Source organism: Pseudonocardia zijingensis (assembly GCF_042657305.1).
Lineage (GTDB): Bacteria > Actinomycetota > Actinomycetes > Mycobacteriales > Pseudonocardiaceae > Pseudonocardia > Pseudonocardia zijingensis.
In genome coordinates this window covers 129,688-148,499 of record NZ_JBHSKO010000022.1, presented here as the reverse complement: position 1 = coordinate 148,499, position 18,812 = coordinate 129,688, and the positions used below count along the sequence as shown (strand labels likewise).

At 74.0% G+C, this 18,812-nt stretch carries 15 protein-coding genes; 10 read left to right on the top strand and 5 right to left on the bottom strand.

What is annotated here, in order from left to right; translation table 11 throughout:
- Nucleotides 1–122 precede the first annotated feature (122 nt).
- On the bottom strand, nt 123–1,085 hold the full coding sequence (locus ACFPL3_RS32045) for a TAXI family TRAP transporter solute-binding subunit (RefSeq protein ID WP_343946630.1): 963 nt from the start codon (nt 1,083–1,085) through the stop codon (nt 123–125).
- Between the two features lie 140 nt (nt 1,086–1,225).
- On the opposite strand from ACFPL3_RS32045, the gene miaB reads away from it, so the two are divergent.
- A complete protein-coding gene (gene miaB, locus ACFPL3_RS32040) occupies nt 1,226–2,698 on the top strand; it encodes a tRNA (N6-isopentenyl adenosine(37)-C2)-methylthiotransferase MiaB (RefSeq protein ID WP_343946629.1) in 1,473 nt (490 codons plus the stop codon).
- On the top strand, nt 2,695–3,177 hold the full coding sequence (locus ACFPL3_RS32035; RefSeq protein ID WP_379589932.1) for an Rv2732c family membrane protein: 483 nt from the start codon (nt 2,695–2,697) through the stop codon (nt 3,175–3,177). The genes miaB and ACFPL3_RS32035 overlap by 4 nt, the downstream gene beginning before the upstream one ends.
- 891 nt (nt 3,178–4,068) lie before the next feature.
- On the opposite strand, the gene ACFPL3_RS32030 is transcribed toward ACFPL3_RS32035, so the two are convergent.
- Entirely contained in the window at nt 4,069–5,310 is a 1,242-nt protein-coding gene (locus ACFPL3_RS32030) for a DUF349 domain-containing protein (RefSeq protein ID WP_379589938.1), read from the bottom strand.
- Nucleotides 5,311–6,059: 749 nt separating this feature from the next.
- On the opposite strand from ACFPL3_RS32030, the gene miaA reads away from it, so the two are divergent.
- Together miaA and dapF are read left to right on the top strand one after the other, a co-directional pair.
- Nucleotides 6,060–6,974: a tRNA (adenosine(37)-N6)-dimethylallyltransferase MiaA gene (miaA, locus tag ACFPL3_RS32025; RefSeq protein ID WP_379589930.1), complete on the top strand. Its 915-nt coding sequence runs from the start codon at nt 6,060–6,062 to the stop codon at nt 6,972–6,974.
- A gap of 4 nt (nt 6,975–6,978) precedes the next feature.
- Complete coding sequence (gene dapF, locus ACFPL3_RS32020; protein ID WP_343946240.1) at nt 6,979–7,800, top strand: diaminopimelate epimerase; 822 nt, start codon at nt 6,979–6,981, stop codon at nt 7,798–7,800.
- On the opposite strand, the gene ACFPL3_RS32015 is transcribed toward dapF, so the two are convergent.
- Nucleotides 7,791–9,020: an MFS transporter gene (locus ACFPL3_RS32015; RefSeq protein ID WP_343946235.1), complete on the bottom strand. Its 1,230-nt coding sequence runs from the start codon at nt 9,018–9,020 to the stop codon at nt 7,791–7,793. The two genes, dapF and ACFPL3_RS32015, sit on opposite strands and share 10 nt — an antisense overlap.
- 52 nt (nt 9,021–9,072) lie before the next feature.
- On the opposite strand from ACFPL3_RS32015, the gene ACFPL3_RS32010 reads away from it, so the two are divergent.
- The 3 genes from ACFPL3_RS32010 to ACFPL3_RS32000 are packed head-to-tail and all read left to right on the top strand — an operon-like array spanning nt 9,073 to nt 12,083.
- Nucleotides 9,073–9,618, top strand: a complete 546-nt coding sequence (locus tag ACFPL3_RS32010; protein WP_343946236.1) for a winged helix-turn-helix domain-containing protein — start codon at nt 9,073–9,075, stop codon at nt 9,616–9,618.
- Nucleotides 9,619–9,639: 21 nt separating this feature from the next.
- Nucleotides 9,640–11,100, top strand: a complete 1,461-nt coding sequence (gene hflX / locus ACFPL3_RS32005) for a GTPase HflX (RefSeq protein WP_343946237.1) — start codon at nt 9,640–9,642, stop codon at nt 11,098–11,100.
- Between the two features lie 32 nt (nt 11,101–11,132).
- Nucleotides 11,133–12,083, top strand: coding sequence for a hypothetical protein (locus ACFPL3_RS32000; protein ID WP_343946238.1), 951 nt, complete (start codon nt 11,133–11,135; stop codon nt 12,081–12,083).
- A 15-nt stretch (nt 12,084–12,098) separates the two neighbouring features.
- Here the strand turns inward: ACFPL3_RS32000 and lexA are convergent, their stop codons facing one another.
- Complete coding sequence (gene lexA / locus ACFPL3_RS31995) at nt 12,099–12,830, bottom strand: transcriptional repressor LexA (RefSeq protein WP_343946239.1); 732 nt, start codon at nt 12,828–12,830, stop codon at nt 12,099–12,101.
- A gap of 259 nt (nt 12,831–13,089) precedes the next feature.
- Here lexA and ACFPL3_RS31990 point away from each other — a divergent pair, with 259 nt between their 5' ends.
- The 3 genes from ACFPL3_RS31990 (at nt 13,090) to ACFPL3_RS31980 (ending at nt 17,283) form a co-directional block, all read left to right on the top strand.
- Nucleotides 13,090–13,647, top strand: a complete 558-nt coding sequence (locus ACFPL3_RS31990; RefSeq protein ID WP_379589926.1) for a hypothetical protein — start codon at nt 13,090–13,092, stop codon at nt 13,645–13,647.
- 159 nt (nt 13,648–13,806) lie between these two features.
- A complete protein-coding gene (gene nrdR / locus ACFPL3_RS31985) occupies nt 13,807–14,271 on the top strand; it encodes a transcriptional regulator NrdR (RefSeq protein WP_343941545.1) in 465 nt (154 codons plus the stop codon).
- A gap of 168 nt (nt 14,272–14,439) precedes the next feature.
- Complete coding sequence (locus ACFPL3_RS31980) at nt 14,440–17,283, top strand: vitamin B12-dependent ribonucleotide reductase (protein ID WP_343941544.1); 2,844 nt, start codon at nt 14,440–14,442, stop codon at nt 17,281–17,283.
- Nucleotides 17,284–17,981: 698 nt separating this feature from the next.
- Here ACFPL3_RS31980 and ACFPL3_RS31975 read toward each other — a convergent pair.
- Nucleotides 17,982–18,812, bottom strand: a complete 831-nt coding sequence (locus ACFPL3_RS31975) for an SMP-30/gluconolactonase/LRE family protein (protein WP_343941543.1) — start codon at nt 18,810–18,812, stop codon at nt 17,982–17,984.

Below are 18,812 nucleotides of genomic sequence, written 5' to 3'. Positions count from 1 at the left end.
GACGCGGCGTGCGATCCGGCAGCCGTGGTTCCAGCCACGTCCACGCCTCATCCGACAGAACCCGACGCTCGGCCACGACCCCATCCTGACCGACAACCCAGCCAAGATCCGTCAGACACTCCCTAGGGGTCCTTCTCGGTGCGGAAGAAGCGCTCCGCGCCCGGGTGCAACGGCACCGGCTGCGTGCCGATCGCGGCCCGCAGGTCGATCGTGAGCGCGGCCGGGCTCACGGCCGCCAGCTCCTCCTGGGCCGCGAACAGGCCCTCCACCAGCGCGTCGGCCACGTCGTCGGGCATCTCGGCCCGCACGATCAGGAAGTTGCGCACGAGCAGCGTGGTGATCGGGTCCGGGATGTCGTAGGTGCGGGCGGGCACCGTGCCCGCGGCGTACTCCGGGTACGCGGCCCGCACCGGCGTGATCAGGTCCTCGAGGTTCAGCAGGCGGATCGGCAACGACTCGGCGAGGGCCGAGACACCCCGCGTCGGGAGCCCACCCGACCAGAAGAACGCGTCGATCTCGCCCCGCAGCACCGCGTCCACCGAGTCGTTGATGCCGAGCTGCACCGCCTGGAAGTCGGTGGCCGGGGACAGGCCCGCCACCCCCAGCAGGCGCTCGGCGATCACCTGCACCCCCGAGTCGGGCGCACCGACCGACACCCGGGCGCCCCGCAGGTCCGCCAACCCCGTGGCCGCCGACGAGGCCGGCACCACCACGTGCACCACGTCGTCGTAGATGCGGGCGAGGGCACGCGGCGAGCGCGGGTCGTCCGCCGTGGTGCGGGCGAGCCGCGCCGCCGCGGTGTCGACCTGGCTGAACACCACGTCGGCGGTGCGGTCCGCCAGCCGGTCCAGGTTGTCCACCGATCCCGCCGTCGACAGCACGGTGGGGCGGGCCACCAGGTCCAGCCGCGCCTGCCAGGCGTCGGCCAGCGCGTTGCCCAGGTTGTAGTAGACGCCCTGCGTGCCGCCGGTCGCGAGCGTGAGGCGGACGTCCGCGAACCGCGAGGAGCAACTCGGCACCCCCGCGAGGCCGAGCGCGGCGGCACCGGACAGCAGTCCCCGCAGGAACGCGCGCCGCTCCACCATGCGGGCATCCTGCCGTGCCCCGGCCGGTGCAGTCGACCGGGCCGTCACGGCCTACCCTCGAACCACGTGGCCGAGCTGGCGAGGCCACCATCCAGCGCAGCCCTGGGGCACGGCCCCGACGAGCGGAGCGAGGAGGGGGCGTGACCCGCAGCTACACCATCCGCACCTACGGGTGTCAGATGAACGTGCACGACTCCGAGCGGATGGCCGGGCTGCTCGAGGCCGCGGGCTATGAGCGGTCGGCCTCCGACGAGGCCGACGTCGTCGTCTTCAACACCTGCGCGGTGCGTGAGAACGCCGACAACCGCCTCTACGGCAACCTCGGCCACCTGCGGCCGGTCAAGGCCGCGCGGCCCGGGATGCAGATCGCCGTCGGCGGCTGCCTCGCCCAGAAGGACCGCGACACGATCGTCCGCAAGGCGCCGTGGGTCGACGTCGTCTTCGGCACCCACAACGTGCACGCGCTGCCCGTGCTGCTGGAGCGGGCCCGGCACAACCAGGCCGCCCAGGTGGAGATCGCCGAGTCGCTCGAGGTGTTCCCCTCCACACTGCCCGCGCGCCGCGAATCCGCCTACGCCGGCTGGGTCTCCATCTCCGTGGGCTGCAACAACACCTGCACGTTCTGCATCGTCCCGTCGCTGCGCGGCAAGGAGAAGGACCGCCGCCCCGGCGACGTCCTCGCCGAGGTGCAGGCGCTCGCCGCCGACGGCGTCCTCGAGGTCACGCTGCTCGGGCAGAACGTCAACTCCTACGGCGTCGAGTTCGGCGACCGCGGCGCCTTCGCCAAGCTGCTGCGCGCCTGCGGCGACGTCGAGGGCCTCGAACGGGTGCGCTTCACCTCCCCGCACCCGCGCGACTTCACCTCCGACGTCATCGCCGCCATGGCCGAGACGCCCAACGTCTGCCCGCAGCTGCACATGCCCCTGCAGTCCGGCTCCGACGACGTGCTGCGCCGGATGCGCCGCTCCTACCGCTCCTCGCGGTTCCTCGGGATCCTCGACGAGGTGCGCGCGTCGATGCCCGACGCCGCCATCTCCACCGACATCATCGTGGGCTTCCCCGGCGAGACCGAGGAGGACTTCCAGGCCACCCTCGACGTCGTCGAGAAGGCGCGGTTCGCCCAGGCGTTCACCTTCCAGTACTCGCCCCGCCCCGGCACCCCGGCCGCGTCCCTACCCGACCAGCTCCCGAAGGCCGTCGTCCAGGAGCGCTACGAGCGGCTCGTCGCACTGCAGGAGGAGATCTCCTGGCAGCAGAACCGGGCCCTCGAGGGCCGGGTCGTCGAGGTGCTCGTGTCGACGGGGGAGGGCCGCAAGGACGGCGCCACCCACCGCATGAGCGGCCGCGCCCGCGACGGCCGCCTCGTCCACTTCACCCCCGGCGACCTGGCCATCCGTCCCGGCGACATCGTGGAGGTCACGGTCGGCTACGGCGCGCCGCACCACCTCGTCGCCGACGGCCCCGTCCGGTCCCACCGGCGCACCCGCGCAGGCGACGTCCACGAGTCCGGCACCCGCCCGGGCGGCGCAGCCACAGGCCTCGGCCTCCCGGGGTTCGGCGCGCCCCCCGCCCAGCCCGCGGCGGCCGCGCCCGCCTGCGGGGTCCAGGCGTGACCGACGAGGGGAACGAACGAAAAGTGCCCGAGGAACTCGCCGCGCTCGACGCCGAACTGCGCCGCGCCGAACGACGCGCCGAACACCGCATCGACCCCGGGCCGTCCGCCCTCGTCATCGCCGTCGCGATGTTCGCACTCCTGGGCGCGCTCCTGCTCCCCTGGACCGGCTCCGTGCAGGGCTGGCAGGTGCTCGCGGGCCTCGCCCCGCTGGGGCTCCTCCCGCCGCTGTTCGCCGGCACGTCGCTCACCTTCGGCCTCGTCTGCTCCGCCCTCGCCCTCGCCACCCGCTGGTTCGGCCTCGCGTGGCTCACCGCGGTCGGCTGCGGCATCTCCGTCGTCACCGGGGTGTGGGCCATCTGGTCGCGGCAGGTCGCCGTGCCCACCGGCGCCCCCGGCCCCGGCATCGGGCTGGTGCTCGCGGCCGTCGCCGTCCTGGTGCTCGCGGCCACGTGGGCGCGGGTGGCCATGCGGCGCTGAGGCCCGAGGGGCTTTGCACATCGGTTGTGGTGCTGGCGCACCGGTTGCAGTCGGTGTGTCGGCGCGAGAGTGGTGTGGGCCTTTGAGGCGGCTGCGCCGGGGTGCTCGCACATCGGTTGTGGTGCTGGCACATCGGTTGCAGTTGGTGTGTGGGCACCACTGGTGGTGTGTCGGCCCTCGAAGGCTGGCGTCTGGGCTTGCACATCGGCTTCAGCAGTTCCGTACGGGCCGGCGTCAGGTTGGTCGGCTTCGCGGCGGCTGCGCGTCGGTGCTCGCACACCAGTTGTGGTGCCGACACACCGGTTGCAGTTGGTGTGTGGGTGCGAGAGGTGGTGTGGGCCTTTGGGGCGGTCGCGCCGGGGTGTTCGCACATCGGTTGTGGTGCTGGCACATCGGTTGCAGTTGGTGTGTGGGCACCACTGGTGGTGTGTCGGCCCTCGAAGGCTGGCGTCTGGGCTTGCACATCGGCTTCAGCAGTTCCGTACGGGCCGGCGTCAGGTTGGTCGGCTTCGCGGCGGCTGCGCGTCGGTGCTCGCACACCAGTTGTGGTGCCGACACACCGGTTGCAGTTGGTGTGTGGGTGCGAGAGGTGGTGTGGGCCTTTGGGGCGGTCGCGCCGGGGTGTTCGCACATCGGTTGTGGTGCTGGCACATCGGTTGCAGTTGGTGTGTGGGTGCGAGGGGTGGTGTGTGGGCCTTTGGGGCGGTCGCGCCGGGGTGTTCGCACATCGGTTGTGGTGCTGGCACATCGGTTGCAGTCGGTGTGCGAGCGCGCGAGGTGGTGTGCCGGCGCCGGGGCCGCCTGCCCGGCGTGCTGGCACAGCAGCGGCAGTCGGTGTGTGAGCGCCCCGGGTCGTATGTGGACCCGGGCCCTCACCACACCGACGCGGCCTCAGCGGTGTTGCAGCGCCTGCTCCGCCGTGGCCAGCCACTCGCGCCACTGGTCGGCCTGGCTCTCGGCCCGCTCGGCACGGCGGGTGTCGCCCGCGGCCCGTGCCTTCTCGGCCTGGGCCTCGAACTGCGCCACCCGCTCGCGGAACTGCGCCACCCGCGCCTCGGCCTCGGGGTCGGTGCGGCGCCACTGGCGGTCGGCGGCCTCGCGCACCTTCTCCTCGACGGCGCGCAGGCGCGCCTCGAGCGGGCGGATGTCGTCGCGCGGGACCTTGCCGATCTCCTCCCAGCGCTCCTGGATGGTGCGCAGGGCCGCGCGGGCGGCGGTCGGGTCCGACGTGTCGATCTTCTCGGCCTCCACGAGCAGGGCCCGCTTGGCCTCGGCGTTGGCCGCGAACTCGGCGTCGCGCTCGGCGAAGGTGCCTGCCCGGCGGGCGAAGAAGCTGTCCTGCGCCGTGCGGAAGCGCTGCCAGAGCGCGTCGTCGGCCTCCTTCTGCGCGCGCCCGGCCGCCTTCCACTCGGCCATCAGGTCGCGGAACCGGGCGGCGGTGGGCCCCCAGTCCTCGGAGTCGGCGAGCGCCTCCGCCTCGACGACCAGCTCCTCCTTGCGGGCCTTGGCGGCGGCGCGCTGGCGGTCGAGGTCGGCGAAGTGGGAGCCGCGGCGCCGGTTGAACGACTCGCGCGCCTTGGAGAACCGCTTCCACAGCTGCTCGTCGGTCTTGCGGTCGATGCCGCGGATGGTGCGCCACTCGTCGAGGATCGACTTGAACCGGTCGCCCGCCTGCTTCCACTGCGTGGCCTCGACGGCGAGCTTCTCGGCCTCGGCGGCGAGCGCCTCCTTGCGCGCGACGGCGGCGTTGCGCTGCGCGTCGCGGGCCGAGCGGGCCGCGTCGACGGCGGTCTCGGCCGCGGTGACGAGCTCGTCGAGCGCGCGGCGCAGCCCGGCGAGATCGCCGACGACGGTGGCCTCGTCCAGCCCGTCGCGGATGGTCTTGGCGCTGCTCAGCGTGTGCTTCGGGTCGCCGCCGCCCGCCGCGAGCCGGGTGGCGAGCAGCTCGACCTCGGTGAGCATGTCGTCGAACCGCCGGGCGAAGTGCGCGAGCCCCTCCTCCGGCTCGCCCGCCTGCCACGAGCCGACGACGCGTTCGCCGTCGCCGGTGCGGACGTAGATGGTGCCCTCGGCGTCCACCCGGCCCCACCGGCCCGGGTCGGCGCTCGCCGGTGTGACGGCGCTGTGCACCACCTGCTCGACGACCGGGGCCGCGACGGGCTCGACCGGCCCCGGGCGGGGCGGTGGCGCCGGGCGGGGCGGGGCCGGCCGCGCGGGCGGGGGCCCGGGGCGGGGTGGCGCCGGTACCGGACGCGCGGAAGCAGGCGGGGCGGGCGCCGCGGGTGCGGCGGGCGGGGACGGGGCTTCGCCAGGCGTCGCCCCGTGATCCGCGGGCGGTGTGGCGGGTCCGGGATCGGGCTCGGTGACCGGCTGCGCGGGCTCCTCGGCCGCGGACGGCGCGACGGCCTGCCCGCTCGGATGGACCGGGCTGTCGGCGGCGAAGGCGGGGCCGGCTGCAGCGGCCTCCACGTCGGCCCCGGGTTCGGCGCCTGCTCCCGCGCCACGCACCGGCGTTCGTGCCGCACCGTCGGGTGCGGCCCCTTCCTGGTGCGGTGCCCGTTGCTCCACCGGCTCCGGCGTTGCGCTCCCCTGATGCTCCGACACGGTCGTCCTCCTCGCTCCGGCCCGCCGCGAACGGCGGACGCCCCGCCCGGAGGCGAGGCCGTGCACATCGGCCGTGGCCGGTTCCGCGGAACCGGTGGCCGTTCGCGATTCAAACAGCTCCGGGGGCCGACCGGAACAGCCCGGACGGGCGCTGCACCCCGGACGGCGCGTCGGAGGCGCCGACCGACCGGTTCCGGTGGGCCGCATACGCTGCGCTGCGTGCTCACGATGGCCGCGGTCGCACCGGAACCGCCGCTGCTCGCGCGGGGCCCGCGCGCATGAACCGGTTGGTCGCCGTCGTCGGTCCCACGGCGACGGGCAAGTCGGACCTCGGCGTGGCGCTGGCGAGGGCGCTCGACGGCGAGGTGGTCAACGCCGACGCGATGCAGCTCTACCGCGGCATGGACGTCGGGACGGCGAAGCTCACGCAGGCCGAGCGGGCGGGCGTGCCGCACCACCTGCTGGACGTCCTCGACGTCACCGACACGGCCGCCGTGGCCGCCTACCAGCGGGACGCGCGTTGCGTGGTCGAGCGCCTGCTGGCGGCCGGGCGCACCCCGGTGCTGGTGGGCGGGTCGGGCCTGTACGTGCAGGCGGTGGTGGACGAGCTGGAGTTCCCGGGCACGGATCCGGCGTTGCGCGCCGAGCTGGAGGCCGAGCTGGCCGAGCGCGGGCCGGCCGCGCTGCACGCGCGGCTCGCGGCCGTCGACCCGGCGGCGGCGCAGGTGGTGCTGCCCTCGAACGGGCGCCGGATCGTGCGGGCGCTCGAGGTGGTGGCGCTGACCGGGAAGCCGTTCCCGGCCCGGCTGCCCACCGGCGGCCCGCCGCGCTACGACGCGGTGCTCCTCGGGGTCGACCGGCCCACCGCGGAGCTCGACCTGCGCGTGGCCCGCCGGGTGGCGCGCATGTTCGCCGGTGGCCTGGTGGAGGAGACGCGCGGGCTGCTCGCGCGGGGGCTGCGCGAGGGGCGCACGGCGTCGCGGGCGCTCGGGTACCAGCAGGTGGTGGCCGCGCTCGACGGCACGGGGGACCTCGCCGCGGCGGCCGCCGACACGGTGGTGGCCACCCGGCGGTTCGTGCGGCGCCAGCGGTCCTGGTTCCGCCGCGACCGGCGGATCCACTGGCTGGACGGGGCCGATCCCGATCCGGTCGGTGCCGCGCTGCGCCTTCTTTCGCAGCACGTAGGCTCGTGAGGTGGTGCGTTTCAGCAAGGGGCACGGCACGGAGAACGACTTCGTGCTGCTCCCGGACCCCGACGGCGAGCTCGACCTGACGCCCACCCGGGTGGCCGCGTTGTGCGACCGCCGCCGCGGCATCGGGGCCGACGGCGTGCTGCGGGTCGTGCGCTGGGCCGCGCTCGGCGACGGCCCGCCGCCCGAGCCCGGCGTCGAGTGGTTCATGGACTACCGCAACGCCGACGGCAGCGTCGCCGAGATGTGTGGCAACGGGGTGCGCGTCTACGCCCGCTACCTCGAGCACGCCGGCCTGCTGCCCGAGGCCGAGATGCCGCTGGGCACGCGGGCCGGGGTGCGCACCGTGCGCGTGACGGGCGGCGAGATCTCGGTCGACATGGGCCCGGCCACGGTCGGCGCGGAGAGCACGGCCCAGGTGGACGGCCGCACGTTCCACGGCGTGGCGGTGGATGTCGGCAACCCGCACCTGGCGTGCGTCACCGACGGCCCCCTGTCGGTACTGGATCTGAGCCGCCCGCCCGGCCACGACGACGCCCTCTTCCCCCACGGGGTGAACATCGAGTTCGTCACCCCGCTGCGGGACGGCGTGGTCTCGATGCGGGTGCACGAGCGCGGGGCGGGGGAGACCCGTTCCTGCGGCACCGGCACGGTGGCCGCCGCGGTCGCGGTGCTGCGCGACGCCGGGCTCGACACCGGCACGGTGCCGGTGCGGGCGCCGGGAGGCAGGCTGCGGGTCACGGTCGGGGCGGGCACCACGGTGCTGCACGGCCCCGCCGAACTCGTCGCGCACGGCGAGATCGCCGCCGAGTGGTGGTCTCAGGTCTGAGCCGGCGCGGGGAGGTCGCGCAGGCGCCGCAGCGGCGAGACGAGCAGCCAGACCGGGCAGAGCACGAAGCCCACAGCCGTGACGAGGAGCGTCGCGCGCAGCCCGGCGAGCTCGCCGAGCGCGCCGCCGAGCAGCCCGCCCAGCGGGATCGTGCCCCAGACGAGGAAGCGGATGCTCGCGTTCATCCGGCCGAGCAGGTGGTCGGGGCAGACGGCCTGGCGGAAGCTCACCTGGGCGACGTTGTAGACGACGCCACCGTACGCCACGGCCGCGGTGCCGAGGGCGAACCAGGCCAGCCCGGCGCCCGGCGTGGTGAGCGGGAGCACGAGCGCCACGGGGCCCGTCGCGAGCAGGGCCAGCACGAGCGTGCGCCCCTGCCCGAGCCGCCGGATCCAGGCTCCTGCGGTGACGGCGGCGAGCACACCGGCCGCGCTGCCTGCGGCCAGCACGAGCCCGACGACCGCGGGCGGTTGCCGAAGCTCGCGGGACAGGAACAGCACGGACACCGCGGCGAGGACCCCGCCGAACAGGTTGGCGGTGCCGGTGCACAGCACGATCGGGCGCAGCAGCCGGTGGCCGAGGACGTAGCGCAGGCCCTCGGCCATCTCCGCGCGCACGGTGCGGCCCGGGTCGCGCGGGGGCACCGTCTCGCGGGTGCGCATCCGGGCGAGCAGGGCCGCGGAGACGAGATACCCGACGGCGTCGAGGAGCACGGCGGCCGCGGCGCCTGCGAGCTGCACGAGCCCGCCGCCCATGGCCGGGCCGGCCGCCTCGGCCGCAGCTCGGGTGGACTCGAGCTTCGCGTTGCCCTCGACCAGGCCCGCGCGCCCGACCACGGCCGGCAGCACGGACTGGTAGCCCACGTCGAACAGCACGGTGGCCACGCCCGCGAGCAGCGCGACGGCGAGGAGGTGGCCGAACGTCAGCACACCCGCGGCCCACGCGGCCGGGATGCTCGCGATGAGCGCGAACCGCGCGAGGTTGGCCCCGATCATCACGGGCAGCCGCCGCACGCGGTCGAGCAGCACGCCCGCGGGCAGCCCGATCAGCAGGAAGGCCCCGCGTTCCGCCGCCACCAGCAGCCCCATCTCCCACGGGGTGGCGCCGAGCGCGGTGGCGGCCAGGAGGGGGAGCGCGAGATGGCTGATCATGATGCCGACCTGGGCGACCGACTCGCCCGCCCACAGCAGCCGGAAGTCGCGGTGCCGCCACAGGGTCACGCACCCGATCGTGGACGACCGATTGGAAAGCGTCAATCGGTACGGTGGTGCGGTGTCCGCGACGCGCCGGCCCGCCACCGAGGCCGAGATCGCCACGCTGTCCTCGGCCGTGCGGCTGCGCATCATCCGGCTGACGCTCCAGGAGCCGCTGACGAACGCCCAGATCGCCGCGGCGCTGCACCGCGACCCCGCCACCACGCTGCACCACGTGCGGCGCCTGGTCCGCCACGGCTTCCTCGAGGCGCTCCCGCCCCGGCCGGGCCCGCGCGGCTCCACCGAGATCCCCTACCGGGGCACCCGCCTGTCCTGGTCGCTGAGCGGCGGCGAGCACGATCCGTCGCTCGCCGAGGCGCTGTTGCAGGCCTACCTCGACGAGGTCACCGAGGTGGGCGTCGCCGCGCTGGAGCAGAGCAGGCTCGCGGTGCGGCTGGCGCCCGCCGACGCCGCCGAGCTGCGCGCGGAGCTCTCCGCGCTGCTCGACCGCTACGCCGCCCGCCCGGAACCGCCGGACGGCGAAGGGGTGGCCGTCTACCTCTCGATCTACCCCGCTTCCGGCGCGCGACGCACCGGGAATCAGACAGGACGTACCAGGCGTTGACGTGGGAGCATGACTTCCACGATGACTGAACCCGCCCTGTCCGCCCCCGCCGACGACACCCTGCGCCCCACCCGGGGCGACTACGAGCTCGAGGAGCGCAGCTCCCTGCGCCGCGTCGCGGGCCTGTCCACCGAGCTCGCCGACGTCACCGAGGTCGAGTACCGGCAGCTGCGCCTCGAGCGCGTCGTGCTCGTCGGGGTCTGGACCGAGGGCAGCGCCGAGCAGGCGCGCGCCTCGCTCGAGGAGCTCGCCCGGCTCGCCGAGACCGCCGGATCCCAGGTGCTCGACGGCCTGATCCAGCGCCGCTCGCGCCCCGACCCCGCCACCTACATCGGTGCGGGCAAGGTCGACGAGCTGCGCGACGCCGTGCTGAGCGCAGGCGCCGACACCGTGATCGCCGACGGCGAGCTCTCGCCCGGCCAGCTGCGGCAGCTCGAGGACAAGCTCAAGGTCAAGGTCATCGACCGCACCGCGCTCATCCTCGACATCTTCGCCCAGCACGCCCGCTCCAAGGACGGCAAGGCGCAGGTCGAGCTCGCCCAGCTGTCCTACCTCCTCCCGCGCCTGCGCGGGTGGGGTGAGGCGCTGTCGCGGCAGGTCGGTGGCCGGGCCGCGGGCGGCGTCGGGATCGGTGGCCGCGGCCCCGGCGAGACCAAGATCGAGCTCGACCGCCGTCGCATCCGCCACCGCATGTCCAAGCTGCGCCGCGAGATCTCGGGCATGAAGCAGGTGCGCGAGACGCAGCGCGGCGTGCGCCGTCGTGGCGAGGTGCCCTCGGTCGCGATCGTCGGCTACACCAACGCCGGCAAGTCGAGCCTGCTCAACGCGCTCACCGGCGCGGGCGTGCTCGTCGAGAACGCGCTGTTCGCCACACTCGACCCCACCACCCGGCGTACGTCCACCGCCGACGGGCGCACCTACACGCTCACCGACACCGTCGGGTTCGTGCGGCACCTGCCCCACCAGCTGGTGGAGGCGTTCCGGTCCACTCTGGAGGAGACGGCCCAGGCCGACCTGCTCCTGCACGTGGTCGACGCCTCCGACGCGCTGCCCGAGGACCAGATCAAGGCCGTCCGGCAGGTCCTGGTGGAGATCGGCGAGGAGCACGGGGCGATGCCCCGCGAGCTGCTCGTGGTCAACAAGACCGACGCCGCGGGCGACCTGGGCCTGGCCCGGCTGCGCCACCTGCTGCCGGAGGCGGTGTTCGTCTCCGCCCGCACCGGTGCCGGGGTCGCGAAGCTGCGCGAGCGCATCGCCGAGCTCCTGCCCACCCCGGAGGTCGAGGTCGACCTGCTCCTGCCGTACGTGCAGGGCTCGCTCGTCGCGCGCGTGCACACCGAGGGTGAGGTGCTGAGCGAGGAGCACACCCCCGAGGGCACCCGGATGCGTGCCCGCGTCGGCGCCGAGCTCGCCACCGTCGTACTGCCGTACGCCCTGGCCGGCACGGAGCCGGCCGCCCTGGAGAACGGCGCCGTCAGCTGATCGGTCTCCTCGTCGCACTCGCGTTCGCCGGCGTGCCCGCGCCGGAGCCGGTGTGCGCCCTGGACGACCCGCGGCTCGACGAGCTGTCCGGGATGGTGGTGCACGACGGTGGCCTGTGGGCGTCGAGCGACGGTGGCCGCAGCGTGCAGGTCCACCGCATCGACCGCACCGACTGCCGGGTGATCGACACCCGCACCGCGGACGTCGACCCCTACGACGTGGAGGACCTCGCCCTCGGCCCGGACGGTGAGATCTGGGCGGCCGATCTCGGCGACAACGAACGCCGCCGCGACACGGTGGCGGTGGTGGTGCTCCCCGAACGCGGCGAGCCCCGCCTGCACCGGCTCACCTACCCGGACGGCCCGCACGACGCGGAGGCCCTCCTGGTCGACTCCCACGGCCGCCCATTCGTGATCACCAAGGAGGTCGGGCGGCCGGCCGGGCTCTACCGCACCGCCGAGCCGCCCCAGGGGGAGGGGCCCACCCCGTTGCTGCCGGTCGGGGAGCTCGCCCTGCCCGTGTCGGACACGCTCGGCGGTCCGGTGGGCGGGATCGGGACGCGGCTGGTGACCGGAGCGGCGCGGAGCGCCGACGGTGCGGTGGTGGCGGTGCGCACCTACACCGACGCCTGGCTCTTCCCGGTGAGCGACGGCGACCTCGTGGCGGCGTTCAACCAGACGCCCGTGCGCGTGCCGCTGCCCGACGAACCGCAGGGTGAGGCGCTGGCGTTCGAACCCGACGGTGCCCTGCTGTCGGGCTCGGAGACCCGCGGCGGCGTGCCGGGCGAGATCCGCACGGTGGCCGGGGCCACCGCGCTGGCCGGGGAACCGGTCGCCGTGGCGCCGCTCCCGCCCGCACCGGAGATCGTGCCCGACCCCGGGCCGCCGCCCTGGCTGCCCGCTGCGTTGGGCGGCGGCGCGGTGGTGGGGGTGTTGCTGCTGGTGACGGCGGCGGCGTCGCTGCGCGGCCGGTCGCGGAGGTGACGAGCGGGCTCGGACTCAGAGCCGCCGCAGCACCGCCACCACGCGTCCGAGCACGGTGGCGTCGTCGCCGGGGATCGGGTCGTAGGCCGGGTTGGCCGGCATCAGCCACACGTGGCCGTCGCGGCGCTTGAACGTCTTGACGGTGGCCTCGCCGTCGATCATGGCGGCCACGATCTCGCCGTTCTCGGCCACGGGCTGCTGGCGCACCACCACCCAGTCGCCGTCGGTGATGGCGGCCTCGATCATCGAGTCGCCGCGGACGTTCAGCAGGAACAGCGTGCCCTCGCCGACGATCTCGCGGGGCAGGGGGAAGACGCTCTCGACGGCCTGCTCGGCGAGGATCGGGCCACCGGCGGCGATGTTGCCCAGCAGCGGGACGAGCGCGGGGGCGGGGTGCAGGTCGTCGGCGGCGGTGGGGGTGCTCGCGGTGGTGGCGGGCGCCTCGGCGGCCGCGTCCTCCGGGCCGCGCACGTCGACCGCGCGCGTGCGGTTGGGGTCGCGGCGCAGGTAGCCCTTGCGCTCCAGCGCGCGCAGCTGGTGGTGCACCGACGAGGTGGAGGTGAGGCCCACGGCGTCGCCGATCTCCCGCACGCTGGGCGGGTAGCCGAACCGCTCGACCCAGTCGCGGATCACCTCGAGGACCTTGCGCTGCCGCGGCGTGAGACCCGCGGACTCGGCAGGCGGGTCCGGGAACGTGCTCACCTGTGCGGTGCCTCCGGCTCCGTTGCCCGGGTCGTCCCGTGCCATCTGCTGCGCCTCCTCCTCGTGGGCGGCGCGCGGGCCGCCCGCTGGGTATGGGGGTGGGTGCCACAGGTGCGGCCGCCACCGTCGTCGCATACGAACCTAGCCCCGATCGGGCCTCACGCCAAACACATGTTCGAACGACACGCCCGCGTTTCTCGATTCTGTCGGACGGCAGTGGTACACACTTCGCACAGACGTTCGAACACTTGTTCAGCTTGCGCCACGGCGGAAGAGCGGAGGCGGCGAAATGCACGAGCGGGGCATGCACGAGCGGGGGGCGAGCGCGGTGCCGGTGCTCGACCGGCGGGTGGGCGAGCGGGCGCGGCCGCCGCGCAGGCCGGCCAGCGGTCCGCGGCCCGTGCGGCCGTCGGTCAGCGCCGTCGCGGTCCGGCCGCCCGAGGCCGAGCGGCCGCGCGGGGTGCGGGCGGTCGCCCGGCGCGTCCCGTTGCCGGTGCCGGCGGTGCGCACGCTCGCGCGGGTGCGCGTGGTCCCGGGTGTCGCGGGCTCCCTCGCGCGGCTGCGCCGGGGGCTCGCCGGTGTGGCCGTCGCGCTCGGGGCCGCGGTTGTCGTCGCGGCGCTCGGCGTGGTGGCCGACGGCGCGGCCGCGGTCCGCACGGGGGAGGCGGCGGTCAGTGCGCCGCCCGGCACCATCGTCGTCACGGTCGGCGCCGAGCGCACCCCGTGGGAGGTCGCCCAGCGGATCGCACCGGGGGCGCCGGGGGAGCGGTTGGCGGGCCTCGCTGAGCAGATCGTCACCGACAACTCGCTCGGACCGGTGCCCCTGCGCCCCGGCCAGGTGCTCAGGGTGACGTCCGGCTGACGCTGCGCGGCGGCCGGGAGGTGGTCTCGCGATGTTCGTCCCGTTCGGTCGACACACCCGTACCGATAGGGGTGTCCTGCTTCCCCTGCCCCTACATGTTGTGGTTACACTCGTGTCGTTCGACAACAGGTGGGGTTCTGCAGAAGGGGGAGGAAGCCGATGCGCTGCCCGTTCTGCCGCCACTCGGACTGCCGGGTCATCGACTCCCGGGAGGTCGACGACGGCCAGGCCACCCGTCGCAGGAGGTCCTGCGCGGCGTGTGGCCGGCGGTTCACGACGGTCGAGGAGCCGGTGCTCGCCGTCGTCAAGCGCAGCGGCGTCACCGAGCCGTTCAGCCGCGACAAGGTCGTCAGCGGGGTCCGCAGGGCCTGCCAGGGGCGGCCCGTCGACGAGGACGCGCTCCAGCAGCTCGCCCACCGCGTGGAGGAGGCCGTCCGCGCGGGCGGCACCGCCGAGATCCCCAGTCACGAGGTGGGCCTGGCCATCCTCGGCCCGCTCCGCGAGCTCGACGAAGTGGCGTACCTGCGCTTCGCCAGCGTCTACCGGTCGTTCTCCTCGATCGAGGATTTCGAGAAGGAGATCGCCGACCTGCGCAGACCAGCGGGCGCCGAGGCGCCCGACTGACCCACTGCGCGCCCCCCGCCGGACCGGCAGCCAGCCGGCCGGTGATCCGGCGTGCCCGCCACCTGGAACCGAACGTCTGCACCGCACCGCCGCCACACATCCGCCGCACCGCAGGAAGCGCGCGTCGAGGTCCCCAGCCCCCGGCGTGTGCGCAAGGAGAGGGAGAGCATGACCGAGACCGTCGGCGCCGCATCGGGACGCGGCAAGAGGAGCAGCGCAAAGGGGAAGCAGGCGGGGCTCACCGTCGAGCGGCTCTACACCACGCCCGGGGTGCACCCGTACGACGAGGTCACGTGGGAGCGCCGTGACGTCGTCATGACCAACTGGCGCGACGGCACGGTCAACTTCGAGCAGCGCGGCGTCGAGTTCCCCGGCTTCTGGTCGATCAACGCCACCAACATCGTCACCAGCAAGTACTTCCGGGGTGCCGTCGGGTCGCCGCAGCGCGAGTCGAGCCTGCGGCAGCTCATCGACCGGGTGGTGGGCGTGTACCACCGGGCGGGGCTGGAGCACGGCTACTTCGCCACCGAGACCGATGCCGAGGTCTTCGCCCAGGAGCTCACCTGGATGCTGCTGCACCAGGTGTTCAGCTTCAACTCGCCGGTGTGGTTCAACGTGGGCACCAGCTCGCCGCAGCAGGTGAGCGCGTGCTTCATCCTCGCGGTCGACGACACGATGGAGTCGATCCTCAACTGGTACCGCGAGGAGGGGCTGATCTTCAAGGGCGGGTCCGGCGCCGGCCTCAACCTCTCGCGCATCCGCTCGTCCAAGGAGCTGCTGTCCTCCGGCGGCACGGCGTCCGGCCCGGTGTCGTTCATGCGCGGCGCCGACGCCAGCGCGGGCACCATCAAGTCCGGCGGTGCCACCCGGCGGGCCGCCAAGATGGTCGTGCTCGACGTCGACCACCCCGACATCGAGGAGTTCGTCGAGACCAAGGCCAAGGAGGAGGCGAAGATCCGCGTGCTGCGCGACGCGGGCTTCGACATGGACCTCGGCGGCTCCGACATCACCTCGGTGCAGTACCAGAACGCCAACAACTCGGTGCGCGTCACCGAGGAGTTCATGCGTGCGGTGGAGAGCGACTCGGAGTTCGGGCTGCGCGCCCGGATGACCGGCGAGGTCATCGACCGGGTGCCGGCCAAGAAGCTGTTCCGCACCATCGCGCAGGCCGCGTGGGAGTGCGCCGACCCGGGCATCCAGTACGACAGCACCATCAACGACTGGCACACCTGCCCCGAGTCCGGCCGCATCTCCGCGTCCAACCCGTGCTCGGAGTACATGCACCTGGACAACTCCAGCTGCAACCTCGCCTCGCTCAACCTGCTGAAGTTCCTCGGCGACGACGGGCAGTTCGACGCCGCGCGCTTCCAGAAGGCCGTCGAGCTGATCATCACGGCGATGGACATCTCCATCTGCTTCGCCGACTTCCCCACCGAGCCGATCGCCGACACCACCCGCAAGTTCCGCCAGCTGGGCATCGGCTACGCCAACCTCGGCGCCCTGCTGATGGCCACCGGGCACGCCTACGACTCCGAGGGCGGCCAGGCGCTCGCCGCCTCGATCACCTCGCTGATGACCGGCGCGGCCTACAAGCGCTCCGCCGAGCTGGCCGGGGTCGTCGGCCCGTACGAGGGCTACGCCCGCAACGCCGAGGCCCACCAGCGGGTCATGCGCAAGCACGCCGCCGCCAACGACGACGTGCGCACGTTCGTCGCGAGCGCGCCGGTCCACAAGCTCGCCACCAAGGTGTGGCAGGAGGGCCTCACGGTCGGCGCCCGCAACGGCTGGCGCAACGCGCAGGCGTCCGTGCTCGCCCCCACCGGCACCATCGGCCTGATGATGGACTGCGACACCACGGGCATCGAGCCGGACCTGGCGCTGGTCAAGTTCAAGAAGCTCGTGGGCGGCGGCTCCATGCAGATCGTCAACCAGACGGTGCCGCGGGCCCTGGCCAAGCTCGGCTACCAGGGCGAGCAGATCGAGGCCATCGTCGAGTACGTCGGCGAGCACGGCCACGTCGTCGACGCCCCGGGCCTGCGCCCGGAGCACTACGAGGTGTTCGACTGCGCCATGGGCGAGCGGTCCATCGCGCCGATGGGCCACGTCCGGATGATGGCCGCGGTGCAGCCGTTCCTGTCCGGCGCGATCTCCAAGACGGTCAACATGCCGGAGTCGGCCACCGTCGAGGACGTCGAGAAGATCTACATGGAGGGCTGGAAGCTCGGCCTCAAGGCCCTGGCGATCTACCGCGACAACTGCAAGGTCGGCCAGCCGCTCTCGGCCGGCAAGGAGGCCCGCAAGACGGAGTCGGCCGAGGAGGCCCCCGTCGTGGTCGAGGCGCGCCCGGTGCGCCGGCGGCTGCCGAAGAAGCGCCCGAGCGAGACGGTGTCGTTCACCGTCGGTGGTGCCGAGGGGTACCTCACCGCGGGCTCCTACCCCGACAACGGCCTCGGCGAGATCTTCGTCAAGCTGGGCAAGCAGGGCTCCACGCTCGCGGGCGTGATGGACGCCTTCTCGATGTCGATCTCGGTGGGTCTGCAGTACGGCATCCCGCTGGAGTTCTACGTCTCGAAGTTCTCCAACCTGCGCTTCGAGCCGGCGGGCATGACCGACGACCCGGACGTCCGCATCGCCACCAGCGTGCTCGACTACCTGTTCCGGCGCCTCGCGCTCGACCACCTGCCGTACGAGAAGCGCGCGGAGCTGGGCATCTTCTCGGCCGAGGAGCGGTCGGCGCAGGTGGCGGCCACCGACTACGGCTCGGGATTCGGTGAGGTCGACATGGAGGGCCTGCGGTCCTCGGTCGACGCGGCACCGGCCGCGGAGAAGGAGGCGGAGCCGAAGGGCGCCGCTCCCGCCCCGGTGGAGGTGGGCAGCTCCACCGAGCTGCTGGAGCTGCGCCTGGGTAAGGCGGCCGACGCGCCGCTGTGCATGACCTGCGGCACCAAGATGCGCCCCGCCGGCTCCTGCTACCTGTGCGAGGGCTGCGGCTCCACCAGCGGCTGCAGCTGACACCCGGGTGTGCCGGGCCGCCCTCCGGCGGCCCGGCACACCGCTTCCCCGAGCCCCATGATCGCCGGCCGGGCGCGAAACCCGACACCTGGCGTCGGGAAACGCGCCAGTCCACTGATCATGGGGCTGCTCCCGCCGCTACAGGACCACCGGGCAGCCGCAGCGCGCGAAGCGCCGGGTTCAGCGGAACCCGCGGGCGCCAGCCCGGTGATCACCGATCGGGCGCGAAACCCGACACCTGGCGTCGGGAAACGCGCCAATCCGCTGATCATGGGGCTGCCCCGCGCTCCTCCCGCCACTGGACCACCGGCGAGTCGCCCCGCAGCTGACAGGACGTGCTCGTCCACGAGTCCGGGAGGGCGCGATGAGCATCTCGCAGCGCGCCCACCGGATCGGTTGATTCCTACCGCGCCCAGCACGCGACCGCAGCGCGCGAAGCGCGGGCCCGCCCACAGGAGGGTCGGTGGTTCCACCCCCCGAGACGGGTGGGGCCGAGAGTGGTGCATCTCCGACAGACCGACGCGAGCCGCGGTGAGGATCGCGCGCCATCCCCGCCGAACGGGCACCCACGCGCGAGCCGCCCGCCGCCGGGTTCAGCGGAACCCGCGGCGCCGACCTCACGATCGCCGGACGGGCGCGAAACCCGACACGTGGCGTCGACGCGCCGGTCCGCCGATCATGAGGCCGCGCCGCCCGGGTCAAACCGTGAGGCGGAGCAGCCGCGCCGGCTTCTCGCGGTGCGGGCTGCCGAACCGCTCCCCGGCGGTGGTGACCCACGCGCGGGTGCTGTCGTGCGGGTCGAGGGCCACGGCGGTGCTGGTCTCGATGCCGTCGGCGAGGCCGGCGAGGTCGCGGCGGGTGCCGTCGGGGGCGAGTTGCACGACGCCGTCGAATACGTGGGTGGCGAGGAACATCCGGCCGTCGGGGTGGATGTCGAAGTCGTCGGCCAGCAGCTGCTCGGCCACGGTCTCGAGCTCCCCGCCGGTGTCGCCGAGCGGTACCCGCAGCACGAGGGCGCGGGCGGTGCTGGTCAGGTAGAGGTGCTCGCCGTGGACCGCGACGCCGTTGACGCCGGGCACGCCCTCGGCGGCGTCGCCCGGGGTGAGCAGCTCGTGCTCCAGCCAGACCGTGGAGCGGCCTGCGCCGGGTTCGACGGTGAGCACGAGCCCGCGTGCCGAGTCGGCCACGAAGAGCCGGTCGCCGGATCGGGCCATCCCGTTGCCGAAGCGCAGCTCGGGCAGATCGCACACTTTCTCGGCGCCGTGCTCGCCGACGTGGTCGAGCCGCCAGCCCGCCTCGCCGATCCGGCCGGACACCACGAAGGCCCCGTCGGCGTCGGCGGCGATCCCGGTGGGCATCGCCGGGAGCTCGGCGGCGACGGTGCGGGTGCCGTCGGGCGCCACGCGGTCGACGCGGCGGTGGCTGGTGAGCGTCACCAGCCAGCTGCCGCCCGGGCCGGGCGCGAGGTTCTCGGCGAAGGTGCCCGGCTCCCACTCCGCGACGATCTCGACGGCGCTCAGTTCTGTCAT

What these genes read in the sequence shown, in the direction of transcription:
- ACFPL3_RS32045 (WP_343946630.1), bottom strand. Translation starts at nt 1,085, where the DNA reads ATGGTGGAGCGGCGCGCGTTCCTGCGGGGACTGCTGTCCGGTGCCGCC.
- miaA (WP_379589930.1), top strand. Translation starts at nt 6,060, where the DNA reads ATGAACCGGTTGGTCGCCGTCGTCGGTCCCACGGCGACGGGCAAGTCG.
- hflX (WP_343946237.1), top strand. Translation starts at nt 9,640, where the DNA reads ATGACTGAACCCGCCCTGTCCGCCCCCGCCGACGACACCCTGCGCCCC.
- lexA (WP_343946239.1), bottom strand. Translation starts at nt 12,830, where the DNA reads ATGGCACGGGACGACCCGGGCAACGGAGCCGGAGGCACCGCACAGGTG.
- ACFPL3_RS31990 (WP_379589926.1), top strand. Translation starts at nt 13,090, where the DNA reads ATGCACGAGCGGGGGGCGAGCGCGGTGCCGGTGCTCGACCGGCGGGTG.
- nrdR (WP_343941545.1), top strand. Translation starts at nt 13,807, where the DNA reads ATGCGCTGCCCGTTCTGCCGCCACTCGGACTGCCGGGTCATCGACTCC.
- ACFPL3_RS31980 (WP_343941544.1), top strand. Translation starts at nt 14,440, where the DNA reads ATGACCGAGACCGTCGGCGCCGCATCGGGACGCGGCAAGAGGAGCAGC.
- ACFPL3_RS31975 (WP_343941543.1), bottom strand. Translation starts at nt 18,812, where the DNA reads ATGACAGAACTGAGCGCCGTCGAGATCGTCGCGGAGTGGGAGCCGGGC.